The sequence below is a fragment of the Actinomadura chokoriensis genome (assembly GCF_041463665.1).
Taxonomy (GTDB): domain Bacteria; phylum Actinomycetota; class Actinomycetes; order Streptosporangiales; family Streptosporangiaceae; genus Spirillospora; species Spirillospora chokoriensis_A.
Genome location: NZ_JAXCEJ010000019.1, coordinates 43,793 through 60,727 on the forward strand (window position 1 = coordinate 43,793; position 16,935 = coordinate 60,727).

13 protein-coding genes are annotated in these 16,935 nt (G+C 73.8%); 4 read left to right on the top strand and 9 right to left on the bottom strand.

Translation table 11 applies throughout. The annotated features are described in order from the left end of the window. Positions 1-5: 5 nt before the first annotated feature. The 3 genes from SM418_RS26495 to SM418_RS26505 all read right to left on the bottom strand — a co-directional run bounded on the left by SM418_RS26495 (position 6) and on the right by SM418_RS26505 (position 2,971). Positions 6-1,151: an NDMA-dependent alcohol dehydrogenase gene (locus SM418_RS26495; protein ID WP_371943940.1), complete on the bottom strand. Its 1,146-nt coding sequence runs from the start codon at positions 1,149-1,151 to the stop codon at positions 6-8. A 210-nt stretch (positions 1,152-1,361) separates the two neighbouring features. Further along, positions 1,362-1,943, bottom strand: a complete 582-nt coding sequence (locus tag SM418_RS26500) for a hypothetical protein (protein WP_371943939.1) — start codon at positions 1,941-1,943, stop codon at positions 1,362-1,364. Then, complete coding sequence (locus tag SM418_RS26505) at positions 1,940-2,971, bottom strand: hypothetical protein (RefSeq protein ID WP_371943938.1); 1,032 nt, start codon at positions 2,969-2,971, stop codon at positions 1,940-1,942. Before SM418_RS26505 ends, SM418_RS26500 begins: the two co-directional genes overlap by 4 nt. 173 nt (positions 2,972-3,144) lie before the next feature. Between SM418_RS26505 and SM418_RS26510 the strand changes: the two genes are divergently transcribed. Then, positions 3,145-4,236: a hypothetical protein gene (locus SM418_RS26510; protein ID WP_371943937.1), complete on the top strand. Its 1,092-nt coding sequence runs from the start codon at positions 3,145-3,147 to the stop codon at positions 4,234-4,236. A 147-nt stretch (positions 4,237-4,383) separates the two neighbouring features. Here the strand turns inward: SM418_RS26510 and SM418_RS26515 are convergent, their stop codons facing one another. Next, positions 4,384-5,439 (bottom strand): class I SAM-dependent methyltransferase, encoded by a 1,056-nt coding sequence (locus SM418_RS26515; RefSeq protein WP_371943936.1) that lies wholly within the window; start codon positions 5,437-5,439, stop codon positions 4,384-4,386. Between the two features lie 214 nt (positions 5,440-5,653). Here SM418_RS26515 and SM418_RS26520 point away from each other — a divergent pair, with 214 nt between their 5' ends. Genes SM418_RS26520 through SM418_RS26530 form a run of 3 tightly spaced genes read left to right on the top strand, consistent with a single transcriptional unit; the run spans position 5,654 to position 7,829 of the window. Further along, a complete protein-coding gene (locus tag SM418_RS26520; protein WP_371943935.1) occupies positions 5,654-6,574 on the top strand; it encodes a cation diffusion facilitator family transporter in 921 nt (306 codons plus the stop codon). Between the two features lie 5 nt (positions 6,575-6,579). Further along, a complete protein-coding gene (locus tag SM418_RS26525; protein ID WP_371943934.1) occupies positions 6,580-6,942 on the top strand; it encodes a BlaI/MecI/CopY family transcriptional regulator in 363 nt (120 codons plus the stop codon). Then, positions 6,939-7,829 (top strand): M56 family metallopeptidase, encoded by an 891-nt coding sequence (locus SM418_RS26530; protein WP_371943933.1) that lies wholly within the window; start codon positions 6,939-6,941, stop codon positions 7,827-7,829. Before SM418_RS26525 ends, SM418_RS26530 begins: the two co-directional genes overlap by 4 nt. A 24-nt stretch (positions 7,830-7,853) precedes the next feature. Here the strand turns inward: SM418_RS26530 and SM418_RS26535 are convergent, their stop codons facing one another. The 5 genes from SM418_RS26535 to lanL form a co-directional block, all read right to left on the bottom strand. After that, positions 7,854-9,581 (bottom strand): ATP-binding cassette domain-containing protein, encoded by a 1,728-nt coding sequence (locus SM418_RS26535; protein WP_371943932.1) that lies wholly within the window; start codon positions 9,579-9,581, stop codon positions 7,854-7,856. Continuing rightward, the gene (locus SM418_RS26540; protein ID WP_371943931.1) at positions 9,578-11,431 is read right to left on the bottom strand and encodes an ABC transporter ATP-binding protein; all 1,854 of its coding nucleotides are present in this window, start codon (positions 11,429-11,431) and stop codon (positions 9,578-9,580) included. Before SM418_RS26540 ends, SM418_RS26535 begins: the two co-directional genes overlap by 4 nt. A 149-nt stretch (positions 11,432-11,580) precedes the next feature. Beyond that, entirely contained in the window at positions 11,581-11,736 is a 156-nt protein-coding gene (locus SM418_RS26545) for a VenA family class IV lanthipeptide (RefSeq protein ID WP_371943930.1), read from the bottom strand. Between the two features lie 5 nt (positions 11,737-11,741). After that, the gene (locus SM418_RS26550) at positions 11,742-13,628 is read right to left on the bottom strand and encodes an alpha/beta hydrolase family protein (protein ID WP_371943929.1); all 1,887 of its coding nucleotides are present in this window, start codon (positions 13,626-13,628) and stop codon (positions 11,742-11,744) included. Continuing rightward, complete coding sequence (lanL, locus tag SM418_RS26555; protein ID WP_371943928.1) at positions 13,625-16,432, bottom strand: class IV lanthionine synthetase LanL; 2,808 nt, start codon at positions 16,430-16,432, stop codon at positions 13,625-13,627. Before lanL ends, SM418_RS26550 begins: the two co-directional genes overlap by 4 nt. Positions 16,433-16,935: the final 503 nt, after the last annotated feature.

Consider the following 16,935-nt stretch of genomic DNA (forward strand, 5'->3'; position numbering starts at 1 on the left):
GCGCGTCAGTACTTGATCATGCCGCGGATGTTGTTGCCGTCCCGCATGTCCTGGTAGCCCTTGTTGACCTCGTCGAGGGTGTAGGTGTTGGTGACCAGCTCGTCCAGCTTGAGCTTGCCCTCGTCGTAGAGGCGCAGCAGGCGCGGGATGTCCCGGCGCGGGTTGGCGTTGCCGAAGATGCAGCCGACCAGCTCCTTGCGCTGCATCGCCAGGTCGAACAGGTTGAGCTTGACGTCCTCCTGGGCGACGGGCGCGACGGCGGTGACGACGCCGCGGCCGCCCTTGGCGACCATGCCCATCATCGGGGCGATGAGGTCGCCCGTCGCGACGCCGGTGGTGAGGATGACCTTGTCGGCGTTGGCGCCCCAGGTGAGCTCGGCGAGCTGGGCCGCCGCCTCCTCCATGGACGCGGCGGTGTGGGTGGCGCCGAAGACGCCCGCCTTCTCCCGCTTCCAGTCGACCGGGTCGACGGCGAAGATGTGCCGCGCGCCCGCCATCGCGGCGCCCTGCACCGCGTTCATGCCGAGGCCGCCGACGCCGATCACCACGACGGTCTCGCCGGGCTGGACGTCCGCGACGTTGACGGCCGCGCCCCAGCCGGTGGTCACGCCGCAGCCGACGAGCGCGGCCTTGTCCAGCGGGATCCAGTCGTCGATCTTGATGGCGGAGGCCTCGTTGACCACGGTGTAGGGGGAGAAGGTCCCGGTGCAGCACATGATGCCCAGGTCCTTGCCGCTCTTGGAGTGGTGCCGGGCGGTCATGTCGCCGATCTGCTTGCCGGCCAGCAGCACCGCGCCCAGGTCGCAGACGTGCTGGCGGCCCATGGCGCAGGACGGGCAGCGGCCGCACGCGGGGATGAACGACAGGACGACGTGGTCGCCCTCCTGCAGCGTGGTCACGCCGGGGCCGACCGCGACGACCTCGCCGGCGCCCTCGTGCCCGCCGATGACGGGGAACTGTTCCCAGCCCATGAGGCTGGCGATCTCGGGGTCGAGCACCATGTCCCCGGTGACGAGGTGCTCGTCGGAATGACACAGCCCTGAGGCCGCGAGCTTGACCTTGATCTCACCGGCCTTCGGATCGTCGAGTTCGATGTCCTCGATGCTCCAGTCGGTGTGCGGTTCCCACAGGATCGCCGCTCGTGTCTGCACTGGTGCCTCCTCATGGACATACGGCAGCCGTTGTGCCTCTTGAATACTAGAACTCGGTTCGGGAAGCCAGATGCAACGGCATATTGATCATGCTTTCCGGCGGCGAACGATCAGGTGGAGGGCGCCTCCGGGGCTCTCGTCGGCCGTGGATGGAGCCGATGACGAGTTCGGGCAGGGCCGTCGGCGACCGACCCCCGATGCGGCGCTTGCTCAGCGGCCCTTGGGCGGCAGAAGCCGCAGCAGCTCGACGGCGGCTTCCCTGGCCCTGGCGGCCACGTCCGGTCCCTTCCCCGGCACGCGGTAGGTGACCTGGACCACGAGCAGGCCGTCGCGGACGACGACATGCGCCTCGGCGTAGTCCGCCCCGCGCTGGACGCTCAGCGCACTCCTGTCACCGAGCCCCGCCGGGCCCGTCTCGTCCCCACTGGACGAGGCGCTGCTGTCGTAGAAGTCGTCGAGTTCGCTGGACTCCTTTTCGAGGGTCAGCGCCCCGGATGGACGGTAGGCGCTCAAGCTCAACCGGGTGCGCTGGTCCTCGCCGACCCAGTCGCACTGCATCTCGCCGTAGAAGATGGCCTGCGACTGGGGGGCACGCGGCTTGGGCACCAGTTGGACGACCTTGGGGTAGGGGAACCAGATGCACAGGTCCACCAACGGCGTCCGCTGCGGGACGGTCTCGTCGTCGTCAGACCCGAGCACGGCCTGGAACGCCAGGAACGGTGCCCACACGAGGATCGACAACAGCGCCATGTACGAGAGCAGACCGGTTTCGCGCGCGTTCAAGAACTTCATGCCCGTGCCGCCAGCTTCTCCATGAGCGCGCGCAGGACGTCACCGGCCTGCCGCTCGGCCTCGTCCGCGGAGGCCGCTCGCCTGCTGTGCAGCGCGACCATCACCAGGTACCCCTTCACGTGCGCCCTTCCCTGGGCGGTGAACCCCCAGGCGTCCTGCCAGGCCACGGTGTAGGCGTCGCCGTCGCGGTTCCGCAGTGGGTGGGGCGTTCGTCCGGCGGCCCGGGTCGCCTTCAGGGTCCCCTGATATGACCGCTCGGAGTCGGAGGCCGGCCAGGAGGCGATGTGGAAGTCGATCCAGGTGCCGTCCTTCCACGTCTCGGCGGTGCTCCACCGGCAGGCCGCCCGGTTGCCATAGCCCTGGACACGGCCCTCCGGCAGGATCCGCGCGGCGACCTGCCGGGGAACCTGCTCGCAGGCGGCGACATCGTCGGGGGCTCTGATCCAATCGGCCTGCGCGGTCATCCACGCCGCCAGCCCGACCAGGCTGGCGACGGGAAGCGCCCCCGCCAGCACCCGCACCCAGACGCGCACCCGGCGCCATGGAAGCGGAACCCGATCGACCAGCGGCGGAGTCTGGCCGCAGGCCGCCAGGTGCTGCTGCCGCATGAAGGCGACCGCGTCGTGCACCCGCCGGTCCCCGCGCCGGCCGGACGGGTGCCGGAGCAGGACCCGGTTCCCGTCCGTGAGCACGAGCGTGGCGAACGTCCGGCGGCCCCGCTCCTGGACGTCCACCCGCGCGATCGCCGTCCACGGCAGCAGTTCGCGGCGAGGCTGGAACGAGGAGACCACGTGGCCGCGGATGCCGTCCCGGGTCACCTCGGTCGGCGGCCCCACTCCCGCGAAGAGCCGGCCGAGCAGGGTGGGCGCGAGCGGCGCCAGCGGGAGCAATCCGAACAGCAGGATCGTCGGCACGAGGAACGCGTACGCCGTCAGGCACACGACCACGACGGCGGCGACGGCCGCCCGCCGCCATCGCTGCGCCGCCCTCGGCCCGAACTGGCCCGGTACCGCCACACTCCCACTCATGATCGGCATTATTGGTCATACGGGAGAAGTCAGGAATGCCCGGGGCCGGTGCCGGAGGTGGCGCGAGACGCCGCCCCGCCGACCGCAACTGGCCGCAATAGGTCACGGTGTGGATCCGGAAATCCTTGCCACCAAATACTGGCAATGAATGTCCACCCCGCCGAGGAGCCGCCGTGCAGCCGTCCGCTTCGAACCCCCACCTGTCCCGCCGCGCCTTCACACTCGGCGCCGCCGCGCTCCTCGGCGCCGCGGCCGTCCCGGCGCTGCCGAAGGCCGCACGCGCCGACGTCCCGCCCGGAGGATGGACGACGCAACCGATCCCCGGGGCCCAGCCGGACATCGGCATCAACGCGATCACCGCGCCGACACGGCAGAGCGCGTTCGCGGTCGGCGTCGAGACCGGGGCCGCCGGGCAGGCGCCCGTCGCCCTGCACTGGGACGCCGGGGCGTGGCAGCGCGTCCCCGTCCCCGACGGGATGGTGCCGAACCTGGTGGACGTCGCCGCGCGCACGCCCGCCCGCGCCTGGGCGATCGCGCAGAGCACGGTCCAGACCGACGACCCGCTGGTGATGAGCTGGAACGGCCTCGCCTGGGAGGCCGTCGACGCTCCCGTCGGGGAGTGGGTCGCGCTGGACGTCGACCAGCTCGGCCGCCCCTGGATGATCGGCGGCGAGGTGGACGACCAGCTCGGCTCGGGCACCTCCCTCTACCGCCGGGACGGCGGCGGCTGGACCCGGCTGCTCCGCGAACCGTCCGGAACCCTTTTCACCGCGATCTCGGTGCGGAGCCCGTCCGACGTGTGGCTCGGCGGCTACGGCACGCTCCGCCACTTCGACGGGCAGACCTGGACCGAACGCCCGATCACGGACTCGACGGGATACCCGCACTGGATCCTCCAGATCGAGCACGTCTCGGCCGAAGAAGTCTGGTTCCTCACCGTGTCGACGTACCCCCTCGACATGAGCGCACGACTGGTGCGCTGGGACGGAACCGACTTCACCGTGCAGCGCCTGCCCGGAACGTCCGCCGCCGTGGGGACGCGGTCGGCGATCGGCTTCCTCGGCTCGCTCGCCCCGGACGGGCGCGGGGGCGTGTGGGTCGGGGACGGCATGTACCGGACCCTGCGCCACTTCGACGGGACGACCTGGACCGTCGCCGACGTCCCGATGCAGGGCTCCAACCAGATCCAGGCCCTTGCCCGCGTCCGGCACACCTCCACGGTCTGGGCAGGCGGCCGCCTTCCGTACACGCTGCATTTCGCCTGACACCCCGGGCGCTCTCGACACGTTCGGCGCAGGTCGGCCTCGGCCGACCTGCGCGCGGCCAGCCGTGCCGCCGCGAAGGCCGCCGCGAAAGCAGGCCGGATCGGCTGAAAGCCGGTGGACGCGCTGGACCCTGCCGGCGGCCGGCGCCTAACAGCGGTCGGCCAGGGCGAGGAAGCGGTGGGGCGGGTCGTCGTAGGTGTCCAGGCGCCAGCCCGCGGTGGCCAGCAGGGGGCCGAGCCGTGCCGGTGCCAGGGGTTCGTCCGGTCGCAGGGTGCGGCCGTGCCGGGCGGCCAGCGCCGCCCGTCCGGACGGATGGAAGATCACCAGCCTGCCGCCGGGACGGGTGATGCGGGCCAGTTCCGCGAGCCCGGCCGCCGGGTCGGGCATGTGCTGCACCAGCCCCGCCGCGAAGACCGCGTCGAACCGGGCGTCCGCGAACGGCAGCCTGCGGGCGTCGGCCAGCATCAGGACGGCGTGCCGGCCACGGTCGCAGGCCCGCGCCGCGGCGAGCATCTGCGGCGTGAGGTCCACGCCGATCACCTTCCCGGCGGGGCCGACCGCCCGGCGCAGGGCGGGCAGCGCGCGACCGGTACCGCAGCCGACGTCCACGACGCACGCGCCGTCCGGGAGGGCGGCCTCGTCGATCGCGTCGGCGTACGCGGGCCCGTCGTCGCCGAACCTGGCGTCCCAGGTCGCCGCGCGCGGGCCGAAGAACGCCCGGCTCTCGGCGATGAACCAGTCGCCGTGCCCCGCCAGATGAAGCGCGACATGGCGGATGACCGGCCACGAGATGTCGTGCAGGTCGAGCACGATGTCCGCGCCGTCCTCGGCGTCCCCGTTGGCGGCACGGTAGGTGCGCAGCCAGATGACGACGTCCCAGCCGCCTGCCGGTGGGCGCTGACGCCACCCGGCCCCCGCGGCGAGCGTGACCGTCCGCGGGACCGGTGCGCGCACCTCGGGGCCGTCGCCCTGGCCGTCCCGATGGCCGTCCCCATCGGGACGGACGCACCGGCGCCCGTCGGCTTGGAGCCTGTCGGCCAGCCGGCCGGCGAACATCTCCGCGTGCCGACCTCCGTCCACCAGCACGGAGACGGCGCCGTCCGGCAACATCCCGGCCACCCCGTCCATGACCTCCTGCCAGCGGCCGATCTGCTCCTCGGTCATCGAGCCCCAGGCCGGCGTCTCGGCGGCACCACTCCTCATGAATGACATGATGCAGAAGCGACATCCAAAGAGCCAGTGAGCAGGCAAATGCAATGGTTTATTCTGGATAAAGCTCGCATATGCGTCATCTGTCGGAGGTCGCCGGGACGGGTCCGGCGGCGTTCACCGCCTACGCTTGGCCGCGCGATCGGCGGGGACCTCAGCAGGGACCATCGCCACGAGCAGGCAGAAGTCGGATGTAGCAGGGGAGTTCGTGAGCGCCGAAGGAAGTACGAAGGCCGTCGTCACCGCGCTGGGCGCGAACCTCGGGATCGCCCTCACCAAGTTCGTGGCGTTCGTGCTGACGGGGTCGTCATCGATGCTGGCCGAGGCGATCCACTCGGTGGCCGATTCCAGCAACCAGGCGTTGCTGCTGATCGGCGGGAAGCGCGCGGAGCGGCGGGCGACCGAGGAGCACCCGTTCGGGTACGGGCGCGAGCGCTACATCTACGCGTTCCTGGTGGCGATCGTGCTGTTCAGCCTGGGCGGGCTGTTCGCGCTGTACGAGGCGTGGCACAAGATCTCCGACCCGCATCCGATCGAGGAGTGGCAGTGGGTGCCGATCGTCGTCCTGCTCGTCGCGATGGTCCTGGAGGGGACGGCGTTGCGGACGGCGGTCATGGAGTCCAACCGGGTTCGGGGCAAGGCCGGCTGGGTGCAGTTCATCCGGCGGTCCAAGTCGCCGGAGTTGCCGGTCATCCTGCTGGAGGACACGGGGGCGCTGGCGGGGCTCGTGTTCGCGCTGTGCGGTGTCGGCCTGACCTTGATCACCGGGAACGGCGTCTGGGACGGCATCGGGACCGCGGCGATCGGTGTGCTGCTCACGGCCATCGCGATCGTGCTGGCCACCGAGGTCAAGAGCCTGCTGATCGGTGAATCGGCCGGGCCGGAGCAGGTGCGGCTGATCCGGGAGGCGATCGTGGCGAGCCGCGACGTCCCCGCCGTGATCCACATGCGCACGATGCATCTCGGGCCGGAGGAGCTGCTGGTCGCCGCGAAGATCGCCATCGACCTGCAGGACGACGCGCGCGAGGTCGCCGACGCGATCAACGACGCCGAGGCGCGGATCCGCGTGGCGGTGCCCATCGCGCGCCTCATCTACCTCGAACCCGACGTCCTGCGAAAAGGCGGGTGAGGCCGGTGTCGCGCAGGCCGCTCGGACAGCTGGAGGCCGAGGTGCTCGCCGCCCTCGCCGGGCTCGGCGGGAACGCGAGCACGGCGGAGCTGGTCGCGCGGCTGGACGGCGATCCGGCGTACACGACGGTGAACACGATCCTGCACCGGCTGCACGAGAAGAAGCTGGTCTCCCGCGTCCGGGCCGGGCGCCACTACCGCTACCGGCTCGCGGTCGACGAGTCGGAGCTGGTGGCCGGGCGCATGCGCGAGCATCTGCGGCACGCCAGCGACCCGGGTACCGTGTTGAACCGGTTCGCGCGGTCGCTGAGCGCCGAGGAGGCGCGCGAGCTGCGCGAGTTCCTCGACCGTCCGGAAGGCGACAGGTGAACTGGTTCACCTTCCTGCCCCTGATCATCATGCTGGCGCTGAGCGTCGCCCTCGCGAGGATCCCGTCACGGCTCCATCCGTCCTGGTCGGCGCGGCTGCTGGCGACGACGGGGGCGATGACGGCGGTGGCCGCGCTCGGCACCGGCGTCTTCGTGGCGATCAACTACGCGGCGACGCTCGTGCCGTCCGCGGCCGCGCACGTCCCCGAATGGGCGCTTTTCGGCGACGACCGCCCGGTCCCCGACGCGGTGGGCGTTCCCGCGGCCGCCCTGGCCGCCGCCGGGCTGGTGACCGCGTGCAGGGCCGCCGCCCGGTGGGGCGCCGAACTCCGTGCCGCGCGGGCGGACGTCCGGGAGCCGCTCGACACCGACGTCCCGATCGCCGTCGCGGTCCCCGGACGGAACGGCGGGGTCATCGTCTCCCGGGGTCTTCTGCATGAGCTGACGCCAGAGGAACTCCAGGTCGTCTTCGAGCACGAGGCGTCACATCTCCGGCATCGCCATCACCGCTACCTTGCCGGTGGGGCGCTGGCAGCGGCGGTCCTGCCGCCGCTGAGGTCCCTGGACGGCCGGCTGCGGCTGGCGGTGGAGCGCTGGGCGGACGAGGACGCCGCCGAGGCGACCGGCGACCGCGCGTTCGTCGCCCGGACGCTGGCCAGGGTGGCGCTGGCCCAGCCGCGTGCGGCCGGCCCGGTGAGCGCGTTCGCCGAGTCCGGGGTGGTCGAGCGCGTCGAGGCGCTGCTGGCCACGCCGCCGGCGAAGAACGCGGTCACCGGCCCGCTGCTGTTCATGGGCAACGGCGTGTTCACCGGCTCGCTGACGGCGGCGACCCTCCAGCTCGACCACGTCATCGCGTCGTCGCTGCTGGCGCTCCTCGCCACCGGCTGACTTCCGCCTCCGGTATCCCGGGGGTCAGGTCCGCCAGTGCCCGACGAGTTCGGCGTAGAGGGGGCTGTCGGCGAGCAGCGAGTCGTGCGTCCCGAGGAGGGGGGCCGGATCGTCCAGCAGCAGCACCTGCTGGGCGCGCTCGGCCGAGCTGATGCGGTGGGCGATGACGATGAGCGTGCCGCCGCGCTCGGCCAGGGCCGTCTCCGCGCGGGCCTCGGCGGCGGGGTGCAGGTGGCAGGTCGCCTCGTCGAGGATCGTGACGGGGGCGGCGGACAGGTATGCGCGCGCGAGGGTGACGAGCTGGCGCTCCCCCTGCGACAGGGTCCCGCCGCCGGGCGGGATCCGCGCGTCGTGGCCGCCGAGCCGCTGCACGGTCTCCTCCAGCCCCACGGCGTGGACGGCCTCGTCCACCTCGGCGGCGGTGGCGTCCGGCCGCAGGTAGACGAGGTTCTCCCGCAGCGTCCCGGCGAAGACGTAGCTCTCCTGCGGGATGAGCGTGACGGCCGACCGCAGCCGCGTCTGGTCGAGGTCGGCGAGCGGCACCTTGCCGAGCGTGACGCGTCCGCCCTGGGGCGGCGCGAGGCCGGTGAGGACGTTGGCCAGCGTCGACTTGCCGGTCCCGCTGGGCCCGACCACCGCCAGATGGGTGCCCTCCGGGACGTGCAGGGAAAGATCAGAGAGGACGGGCTCGGCGTCGGGCGAGTAGGCGAACGTCACGTGCTCGGCCTCGATGCCGTAGGACGTGACGTCGAGCCGCGCGGCGGCCCCCGGCGTCGCCGCGGGCTCGGCGCACACCTCGGCGAGCCTGCCGAGGACCACAACGAGGCTCAGCAGCAGCGTGCCGCCCGCGTCGACCAGCAGCACGATCGCCGGACGCAGCCCGGTCACCAGGTAGCCGACCGCTCCCGCCACCTGGCCGGTAGTGAGCCCGTCCTGTTCGACCAGCCGGGGCGCCAGGGCGAGCAGGGCGAGCAGCGGCAGGTGCACGCCGAGCACGAGCACGGGGATCCGGACGAGCCGGGACCGGGCGAACGACCGCAGGGCCTCGGCCTGCGCGTCGACCGCCGCGCCGACCGTGCGGGCGGCGCGCGGCTCGGCCGCGCACGCCACGACGTCGCGGACGCCCTGGACGATCACGGCCGCGGTCTCCCCGATGCGCTCGGCGTGCCGGACGACGACCCGGTACCGGCGGACCTGGACGCCGAGCGCCCCGGCGAACACGGCCAGCGCGAGGGCCACCGACCCGCCGACGACGAGGGCGGGCAGCGGGGCGAGCAGGGCCAGCCCCAGCATCGCCGCGATGCCGGCCGCCAGCATCTGCCGCATGTTGCGCAGCGCCGTCCCGAGCAGCGCCCTGACGGCCTCCGCCTGCTCGGTGACCTGCGAGACCCCGGCGCCCGCTCCCGCCGCCAGCGGGTCGCCGGCCCGGTCGATCGTCCGGTGCACGGCGCCGGCGACGACGGCGCCGACCAGGGAGTCGCGCAGCGGCTCGACGGTCTCGGCGAGCCAGGGGTAGATCCGTCTCGTGCCGAGCGCGCCGAGCGCCTGGAGCGCGGCCAGCGCGGCGAGCCAGGCCAGCCCGGTCGCGGGCCGGCCGGGTAGGAACCCGTCGTCGATGGCGCGGGCGAGCAGCAGACCAGAGGCGAACGGCGGGAGGCCCTCCACGGCCGACCAGGCGGCGAGGCGGCGCAGCGCGCGCCCCCGCCCTCGCAGATGGCCGCGCAGCAGCCGGACGGCCGGCGCGGCGGTCATGTGCCGGGCCCCGGCGCGGCCGTGCACGGCGCCGGAGCGCCTGGAGACCCGCCGGGTTCCGCCGCGAACACGGCACGGTATCGGGGGTCGGGCCACAGTTCGGCGTGCGGTGCGAGCGCGCGTATCCGCCCCGAGTCGAGCCAGGCGACCAGGTCTGCGCGGGCGGCGGTGGCGGGCCGCCGGGCCACCACCAGGCTGGTGCGTCCGTCGAGGATCTCCCGCAGCGCCAGCGTCACCCGCATCTCCGTGGCGGTGTCGAGGCTGCTCGTGGCGTCGTCGAGGACGAGCAGCCGCGCGTCCGCGAGGGCCGCGCGGGCGAGGCCGAGACGCTGCAGCTCGCCCCCCGACAGCGGGGCCTCGGCGAGCGGGGTGTCGTATCCGGCGGGCAGCGCCTGGACGAACCCGTCGGCCGCCGCCGTCCGGGCCGCGCCGCGCACCTCGGCGCGGGTGGCGCCGGGACGGGCATAGGCGATCATGTCGTGCACGGTGGCGCCGAGCAGCGCGGGCCGCTCGAACGCGTAGGCCACGGCCAGCCGCAGCCGGGGGAGCGCGACGTCGGCGACGGGGACGCCGTCGAGCTCGACGCGTCCCTCGTCCGGGTCGAGGAGCCGCCCGATCGTCGACACCAGCACGCTCTTGCCCGTCCCCGACGCCCCGACGAGCGCGACGGCGGCTCCGGGCGGCACCGCGAGGTCCAGGCCGTCGAGGACCGTCCGGCCGCCGACCCGGACGGTGACCTGCCGCAGCCGCAGCGCGCCGGGACCGTCCGGCAGCGGCACGGGCCGCTCCGGCGGCCGGACGGCCGGGGCCGCGTCGAGGACCTCCGCGACACGCCCGGCGCCGACCTCGCAGTTCAGCAGCGCGACGAAGGTGTCGAACAGCGCCGCCGCCCCGGCCGCCATGGACGTGTACGACGCGGCGGCCACGAGCCCGCCCGCGGTGACGTCCCCGGCGGCCAGCCGCACCCCGGCGACGCCGACCACCACGATCTGCAGAAGCGGGGCCAGCAGCGACAGCCGCCAGCCCACCTGCCCCTGCACGGCCCAGGTGCGCCGCCCTGCCGCGCCCAGCGGGAGCAGCGGGAGCAGGATCCGCCGGATCTCGCGGTCGGCGGTACCGGCGGCGCGGATCGTGCGGGCGCCCTGCCGGGCGTCGAGCAGGCGGGTGCCGATCTCCGCCTGATGGCGCTGGTACTCGGCGAACGGTTCGCTCGCTTTCGCGACGAACACGCGCAGCGCGAGGACGGCGGGCGGCACACCGAGGACGAACGCCACCGCGAGCGTCCAGTCGATCAGGGCCAGGGCGACCACCGCGCCCGCCGTCGTCGCCAGGGTCGCGGCGCCGGACACCAGCAGGGTCGGGAAGGACGCCGGGCCGCCCGCGCTCTCGGTGAGCCGGGACAGCACGTCCCCGGTGGCGAAGCGCCGCCTGCCCGGCTCCCCGAGCTCCAGCACCCGCCCGATCAGGCGGTGCCGCAGCCAGGCGGTGATGCGGCTGCCGCAGTAGGTGCCGGCCAGTTCCTCGCCGGCTTCGGCCGCCGCGCCGACCGCGAGCACGAGGGCCAGCCCCGCGACCGCGGCGGTGAGGTCGCCGCCGCCGCGAACGGCGTCGACCGCCTTCGCGAGCATGGCCGGCATCGCCAGCATCGACGCGGCGCGGACCGCGGTGAGCGCCGCCAGCAGCGCCAGCGGCCCGCGGAAGCGGCGCACCGCCGCGCGCAGCAGCCGCCGCCCGTCCCGGCGCAGCGCGACCGGGTCGGCCGCGCCGGCCCGCGACCCGGGACCGGCGCCGTTCACCGGTTCGTCCACCGGATCGGCGGGCGGGTCGGCGGGCGCCGAGGTCAGGGGCACGCTCGTCCAGCTCCGTTCGCTCTCGGCGGCGTCGGTTACAGTGTCAAGTGGGTCCGGTCACGGACCGGCCTTCCGGCCGGCCCGTGACCGGTGTCTGCGGACGCGGGATCTCTTACTCGGTCATCCCGGGCCGCGTGAGGTGCACGGCATCACGCGCACGAGATACCGACGCACACGGTGTTGAGCAGCGTCAGCAGTCCGACGCACGAGCACGTGCCGCCGAGCTGGATGCCCTCAATCTCGATCGGGTCGGTCTCGGGCAGCTCCTGCAGGGCCGCCACGAGGTCACCGTCGAAGATCTCCATTCGGTTCACCTCCCTTCGCAGTTCGAAATCGGGATCCGCTCCGCGCCGAGGCAGAAGCGGACCACAGCCGTCCGGAGGACCGAGGGCCACGCCTGGACGACGCCGGTGTGGTCGCCGTCGACCTCGACGTAGTCGAGGCCGGCCCCTTCGGTCCTGCCGAGTTCGAGGAGGCGCCGCCGCAGCGCCCGGGACTGCGCGACGGGGATGACCTCGTCGCGTATCCCGTGGGCCAGCAGCAGCGGCGCCGTGAGCGCGTCGCACGCGCGCAGGACGTCGCGTCCGGTGTGCGGGTCGGCCCCGCCGCCCCGCCCGTTCAGCCGCGCCACCCGGTCCCGGACGGGGCCGGTCGCGTCGCGGTACAGGCTCGCGGCGGAGGTGAAGGGCGCCAGCGCCACGCACCCGGACCACCGCTCCGGGTCGTGGCAGGCGGCCAGCAGCGCCAGGAACCCGCCGTAGCTGCCGCCGAGGACGATCGGCCCGGGGACCCCCGCCCTGCGGCGCGGCCCGGCGAGGCCGCGCGCCAGGTGAAGGACGTCCTCGAGGTCGGGGCCGCCCCAGTCGCCGATGACCGGGCGCAGGTGCCGGGCGCCGTAGCCGGTGCTGCCGCGGTAGTTCGGCGCGACCACGGCGATCCCGGCGGCGGCGAGGTGCTGGAACAGCGGGTCGAACTCCAGCCGCCAGGCCGACAGCGGCCCCCCGTGCAGCGCCAGCACGAGCCGTTCGCTCTCCCGCCAGCCGGGGCCGCCGTAGACGATCGCCTCGATCGGCCCGGCCGGGCCCGGCAGCTCGACCAGGTCGGCGCGCCGCCAGTCCGCCGCGTCGTCGGGCGCCCGCCGCTCCAGCGACCAGCCGGAGGCCGGGGGGCGGTGCGCGGTCGCCAGCGTCGGCGGCCGGTGGGGCGCCGAGTAGCGCAGGTGGATGCGGTCGCCCGTCCACGAGGCCGGCGGCGAGAGCGTCCCCGGCGGGAGGTCCACGGGCTCGACGCGGTCGTCCGCCGCGGTGTGCACCACCAGCCGGGACGTGGCGCCGCGGACCTCGCTCACCAGCAGGTGCCCGCCGGAGGCGTCGAAGGTCAGCGGGGTCCGCTCGGCGTCCGGCGCGTTCAGGGCCTCGGGGAACCGGACGGGGCCGCACCCCGGCGACCACAGCCCGATCCGCGCCGTGCCCGTCCACCGGGCGCCGGGCGTGCCGGTGGTCACCGCAAGCACCTTCGCGCCGCGGTCGCAGGCGACGATCCTGTCGGCGGTCGCGCTGGACACCGACCAGACCCGGCGCCAGGAGCGCTCGCGCAGGTCGACCGCGATCCCGTCGGTCCGGCGGCCCGGGGCGGTGTGGTCGAGCGCCAGCGTGCGCCCGCCGTCGAGCCAGACCCCGCCCGCCAGCACGCCGGGGACGGTCATGATCGGTTCGAGCGAGCCGGTGGCCGGCGACAGCTCCCAGATCCGCGACCGACGCTCGTCCTCCACGGTCACGAGCACCACCGTCTGCGGCGTCCCCGGGCCGGCCAGCAGGTGCCCGGCGAGCATCGCCGGGACCCGGCACGACCGCGCGACGGTCGTGCCGCCGTGCCCGGCCTGCGCGATGACGACGGTCCCGTGCCCGGTGGGCGTGCCGTGGGCGTCCACGTCGGGGCGCGCCAGCAGGACCCGGCCGTCGTCCAGCGGCAGCGGCCGGCTGTGCCGGTCGAGGGTCTCCCGCTCGCCGTCGCACCCGGTGGCGATCCACCCGGTGCCGAACGCCCGCCGGGACGGCACCGCGCGGTCCAGGCTCCACCGCTCCAGCGTGACGCCGTCGTCGACGGTGCTCAGGCACGCGGCCCACCGGCCGTCGGCGGAGAAGGCGAAGCCGGAGCGGCTCGGGATGCGGGGGAGGACGGGCACGGCCGGGGTCATGACGCCCTCCCGGCCGCCGTGCCGGCGGCGGAGCCCCGCGCGGGCGGGGGGACCTGCGCGGACGCGGCGTCGGCCATCCACAGCCGGTCCGAGCCGTGCCGCAGCCGCAGGAGGAACGCCAGCATCCCGCTCAGGCCGTCGCCCCAGCTCACCGAGACCTCCCCCTGCTCGTCGGGGAGGACGATCCGGCCGTCGCGGTGCGCGCGGTTGGCGACGATGATCCGGGCGAGCCGCCACGCGGCGGCGCGGTGCCGGGCGTCGCCGGTCAGGGCGGCCATGTCCAGCAGGAAGTCGCCGTTGCCGGACAGGCCGTGGCACTGCCCCAGCACCGCCCGCCACGACTGGTCGGTCACCGCGCCGGCGGACAGCCGGGCGGCCTCCAGGAAGCGCGGGTCACCGGTGGCGCGGCCCAGCCGGACCAGGAACGTCGCGATGCCGGACGAGCCGTGGCACCAGTACGGAGCGGTGGGCGGGTCGCCGGTCCCGGCGCCCCACATCGCCGACCGCGGCGTGAGGACCGCCGCGTCCAGGAGGCTCTCCCCGGTCCGGACGGCGAGCGCCCGGTGGTCGGCGCGCCCGGTCACGTCGGCGCAGGCGAGCAGGAAGTACGCCGGACCCGCGACCCCGTGCGCGAACCCGTGGTAGGACTTGCCGGCGAGCTTGGAGTCCACGTGGGCCGGCGTGGTCCAGACGGGCCCGTCCGGCCGCTCCTCCACCGAACCGGCGAGCGCGTCCGCGGCGGCGTGCGCGCGTCCGGCGAACGACTCGCGCCCCGTCCGGGCCCAGAAGTGCAGGGCGGTCATGCCGATGCCCGCCGTCCCGTGGGTCACGTCGGGGCTCGCGGCGGCCTCCGGGAGCGCCTCGGCCACCGCGATCGCGTCGCGGACGAGGGCGTCGTCGCCGAGCGCCAGCCCCGCGTCGAGCAGCGCCCACGCGGCGCCGGCCGTCCCGAAGTACAGGCCGGGCGGCCGCTCCGCGCTGCCGTCCAGGCGCTCCAGGATCCAGCGCGCGGCGGTGCGGGCCGCGCCGGGAAGGCGCGGGTCCGCCGTGTGCTCCATGCACCGCACCAGGGCGCCGAGGCATCCCGCGGCGCCATGCTGGAGGCTGCACGGGTCCGGCGCGCCGTGGACGCAGGACATCGGCCACAGCGACTGCGCCGACTGCGGGTCCATGGACGCGAGCAGATGGTCGGTGATCCCCTCGACCGCCCGGTCGCACGCCTCCCGCAGCCACTCCGGCTCGGCGCCGTCGTGGTCCGCCCCCGGCGGGTACGGCGCGGGCGGGTACGCGCGCTCGTCGAGGCAGAGGTCCTGGCAGGAGGTCAGGACGGTGCGCGCCCGCGCCGGTCCGCAGCGCCGCTCGGGCTCCTCGGCCATCAGTTCCACGAGCAGCGTCCGCAGGGACTCGGGCAGGTCCAGGTCGTGGGTGCGGGCGGCCAGCCATTCGGTGAGCCGTTCGGCCAGGGGCCGCGGCCGGGGCCGCTCGTCCAGGAAGTAGGGCGGGGCGCCGGTGATGAGGTAGCACAGGGTGGCGCCGAGGCTGAAGTAGTCGGCGGAGGCGTGCGGCCGTGCGCCCGCGAGCTGCTCGGGCGCCCCGAAGGCGGGGGTGCCGGCGCGCAGCGGGGCCTCCTCGGGATCGCCGGCGACGACCGCGAGTTCGAGGTCGATCAGGACCGGTGAACCGTCCGGGCGCACCATGACGTTGTTGGGGTTGAAGTCCCGCAGGACGAGCCCGGCGGCGTGCGCCCCGATCACCAGGTCGGCCAGCCGGCGCGCCATGCCCAGCGCCGGCGCCAGGTGGGCGCCCCAGCCGCGCTCCCGGATGGAATCGGCCGCCCAGTCCCGCAGCGGCGTTCCCGGGATCATCTCCTGCGCGAGGAACAGGTGGCCGCTCTCGGTGAACAGCTCCACCGGTCGGGGCGCCAATCCGCGGTCCTGGATTCGTTCCAGGGCGCGCGCCTCCGCGCGCAACCGGTCCCGGGTGTCGCGCCCGCTGGAGTCGGCCGCCACATGCGGCCGCGCCTCCTTGAGAATCACCGGTTCCCCGGTCCGGGTGTCGACGGCACGGTAAACTCCGCCCTTGTTGGTGTGCCGGATGGCGTCCCGGACGGCGAAGCACCCGTTGATCAGGATCTTGTTTCCGGAACCGCCTGTCCTCCGGGTGACGCGCAGCCCATTGTCAGGAAAGGGAGAAGTGGCCCAAGAGGGAGGTGCGTACCGCCCGACGCGCCGATCCTCCACCGGATTACCGTCCGGATCCAAGATCATCCAGGCGTAGAAACCGTCATTATTGATGCGCCGGTCCTCGGTGAACGCGCCGTAACGATAATGAACGACGCTGCCCGGCGCATAGGGCCGGTCGGAAAGGACGCGCGGGCCCGGAAGGCCCGCCGTCGCCCGGTGCAGGGCCTCGGCCAACCGGACCGCCTCGGTGTCACTTTCCGGATAGATTGTTATGAACTTGCCGGATTGTCCGCGTGGCGTGTTGCGCGCGTTCAGCGCCGCGACGAAGTCGGTCGTGGCGGCGAACTTGAACGCCGACCGCGCCGCGAGGAGCACCTCCAGGCAGCGGGCGAGCATCTCGGGCGCGGCGGCCGGCGTGGCCGCGACGTGCAGTTTCCAGCCCTGCTGGCGGTGCTGCGCCCCTTCGGGCGCGACCGTGCACCAGATGCCGGCGCGCCCAGTCCGCCACTGCCCGGGATCGCTCGCCCGGCCGATCGCCGCCGCGAGGAGATCGGTGAGAGCGGTGTCGTCAGCACCGGCGGACGAGACCGCCGAGAAGATACTGAAATTGAAATCCACCATGAGGATCTCCGCTCACATTGCGCCGCTCCGGCGCTTCGCCACCCGGTTTATTGAAAGATCGATTTCGTCCCGCCGACACTGCTGCGATCCCAACTTGGCGGGCCCTTCCGGTCGAACGGGAACAAGGTAACCGCAGATTCGTCCGGAAATCCAGAGGGAAAATACTAAATCAACCCTACCGGGATGATAGGAATTATTCAGAGGCGGCAATCGGCTGTGGCGGCCGTGACTTGTGGTATTGGAGGGGCGTCTTACGTCCGCTTTGGGACGCTTTTTCGCCTTGACGGGAGCCGCGGCGCGAAGTTCGATCTCGGCCAAATAGTTATGATCGGGTCACTGTCCGCTTTCGGCCGAGGGGCTGGCGCACCGGCGCGCGGCGATCCTTTTCCTGTCCGGCGGCCCGATGGGCCTCGTAGATCATTTATCGAGTTACCGTGATCGGGCGAAAGAATGGCGACCATAATGTCCGGATTTATTCCGAATTGCCCACCGGATCGAGGGGG